Source organism: Cellulomonas bogoriensis 69B4 = DSM 16987 (genome assembly GCF_000767165.1).
Classification (GTDB): domain Bacteria; phylum Actinomycetota; class Actinomycetes; order Actinomycetales; family Cellulomonadaceae; genus Actinotalea; species Actinotalea bogoriensis.
This window is the reverse complement of the sequence record NZ_AXCZ01000278.1, coordinates 1-2,262: the sequence shown is the minus strand read 5'-3', so window position 1 is coordinate 2,262 and position 2,262 is coordinate 1. Positions and strand designations below refer to the sequence as shown.

General features: G+C 72.8%; 3 protein-coding genes. 2 read left to right on the top strand and 1 reads right to left on the bottom strand.

The window, feature by feature from the left end; genetic code table 11:
• Positions 1 to 378: glycosyltransferase (locus N869_RS14570; protein WP_156968582.1), on the top strand; the 378-nt coding region annotated here is incomplete at its 5' end.
• 51 nt (positions 379 to 429) lie between these two features.
• Entirely contained in the window at positions 430 to 1,170 is a 741-nt protein-coding gene (locus N869_RS14565) for a phosphoglyceromutase (protein ID WP_035062788.1), read from the top strand.
• Positions 1,171 to 1,263: 93 nt separating this feature from the next.
• On the opposite strand, the gene phoU is transcribed toward N869_RS14565, so the two are convergent.
• Entirely contained in the window at positions 1,264 to 1,926 is a 663-nt protein-coding gene (phoU, locus tag N869_RS14560; RefSeq protein ID WP_035062790.1) for a phosphate signaling complex protein PhoU, read from the bottom strand.
• Positions 1,927 to 2,262 lie beyond the last annotated feature (336 nt).

Genomic DNA, 2,262 nt, shown 5'->3' with positions numbered 1-2,262 from the left:
ATCCGCCCGCCGGTGCCGCGCCCGGAGCTCGTCGACTGGTACCGGGCCGCGGACGTGGTCGCGATGCCCTCGCGCAGCGAGACGTTCGGTCTGGTCGCCGCCGAGGCCCAGGCCTGCGGCACGCCCGTGGTCGCCTCGGCGGTGGGCGGTCTGCGGACGGTGGTGGTGGACGAGCGCACCGGTGTGCTGGTGCGCGGGCACCAGCCGCACCGCTGGGCCGAGGCCCTGGCCGGTCTGCTGCACGACCCCGCCCGGCGGGCCCGCCTGGGGCAGGGGGCGGTCCGTCATGCCCAGGGGCTCGGGTGGCAGGCCGCAGCCCAGGCGATGCTCAAGGTCTACGACCTGGCGACCGACCGGGTCCCGGCACGCCGCGGCTGACGGACCGAGGTCCCGGAGCCCGCACGGTGGTGATGCGGCAGGATGGGTCCCATGACCTACACCCTTGTGCTGCTCCGCCACGGCGAGAGCGAGTGGAACGCCAAGAACCTGTTCACCGGCTGGGTGGACGTCCCCCTGTCCGAGAAGGGCATCGAGGAGGCGCGTCGCGGTGGCACCCTGCTGACCGACGCCGGTGTGCTGCCCGACGTGGTGCACACGTCGCTGCTGCGCCGCGCGATCACGACCGCGAACCTGGCGCTGGACGCCGCCGACCGTCACTGGATCCCGGTGCGCCGCCACTGGCGTCTGAACGAGCGTCACTACGGGGCCCTCCAGGGCAAGGACAAGAAGCAGACCCTCGCCGAGTTCGGCGAGGAGCAGTTCATGCTGTGGCGCCGGTCCTACGACACCCCGCCGCCGGAGATCGAGCTCGGCTCGGAGTTCTCCCAGGACGCCGACCCCCGGTACGCCGGTGAGCCGACGGTGCGCACCGAGTGCCTCAAGGACGTCCTCGAGCGCGCCCTGCCGTACTGGGACAGCGCCATCGTCCCGGACCTCAAGGAGGGCAAGACCGTCCTGGTCGCGGCGCACGGCAACTCGATCCGCGCGATCGTGAAGTACCTCGACGGGATCGACGACGAGACGATCGCCGGCATCAACATCCCCACGGGCATCCCGCTGCGCTACGAGCTGGACGAGGAGACCCTGAAGCCGGTGACCAAGGGCGGGCAGTACCTCGACCCGGACGCCGCTGCCGAGGCCATCAAGGCCGTGGCCAACCAGGGCCGCTGACCGGCCCCAGCACCACGACGACGGCCCGCCACCGGTGAGGTGGCGGGCCGTCGTCGTCCCCGGACGCGGGGGCACGTGGCTGGTGGGCCGGGGTCAGAGCGTCCCACGGTCGTCGGCGAAGTCCCCGGTGACCAGGTACACCACCCGGCGGGCCACGGACACCCCGTGGTCGCCGAACCGCTCGTAGTAGCGCCCGCACAGCGTGATGTCCACGGTCTGCTGCGGTGTCAGCGGGGCGCCGCCCTCGCCCAGCACCGCGGTGAACGTCTGCGCGTGCAGGGTGTCCAGCAGGTCGTCGTCACGCTCGATCGCGCCCGCCAGCTCCAGGTCCTTGGTCTCCAGGACGGTCGTGACCTCCTGGGACACGCGCACCGCGCCGTCGTGCATCTGCCGGAACAGGTCGGTGACCGGCTCGGGCAGGGCCTTGTCGGGGTAGCGCAGACGCGCCACCTCGGCCACGTGCCGGGCCAGGTCGCCCATCCGCTCCAGGGAGGCGCTCATGCGCAGCGCCGACACGACCTGTCGCAGGTCGCCGGCGACCGGCTGCTGCTGGGCCAGGAGGGCCACGCACCGCTCGTCCAGGTCCCGCTCGACCGCGTCGATCGTGTGGTCGTCGGCGATGACCGTCTCGGCCAGGGCCAGGTCGGCCTCCAGCAGGGCGGTACCGGCCGAGGCGATGGCCGACTCGACCAGGCGGCTCATGGCGGCGAGGTCCTCGCCCAGTGCCGCGAGCTCGGCGGTGAAGATGTCTCGCATCGGTTCCCTCTCGTTCGTCTCGGCGCTCACGCTCGCAGTCGCAGGTGAACACTTCTCCACCGGACGGTGAACTTCCGGAGGCCCCCACCCGTATCTTCTCCGGTGCGGACCGGTGGCGCCCGCCGACGAACGTACCCTGACACCGTGATCGAGGTGACGGGGTGATCGAGGTCCTGCTGGTCGTGGGTGCCGCGGCGCTCGCGGCCGCCGTGGGGTGGGGCCTGGGTCGGGCGCACGCGCCGGGGAGGGGTGGACCGGTGGCCGATCCCGACGGCGCGGGGTCGTTGGACCCGCAGGTGCTGGCGGTGCTGGCGGCGTTGCGGTCGGCGACGGTCG

Excerpts from the sequence above, each read along its gene's own strand:
- phoU (WP_035062790.1), bottom strand. The coding sequence starts at position 1,926 with ATGCGAGACATCTTCACCGCCGAGCTCGCGGCACTGGGCGAGGACCTC.
- N869_RS14565 (WP_035062788.1), top strand. The coding sequence starts at position 430 with ATGACCTACACCCTTGTGCTGCTCCGCCACGGCGAGAGCGAGTGGAAC.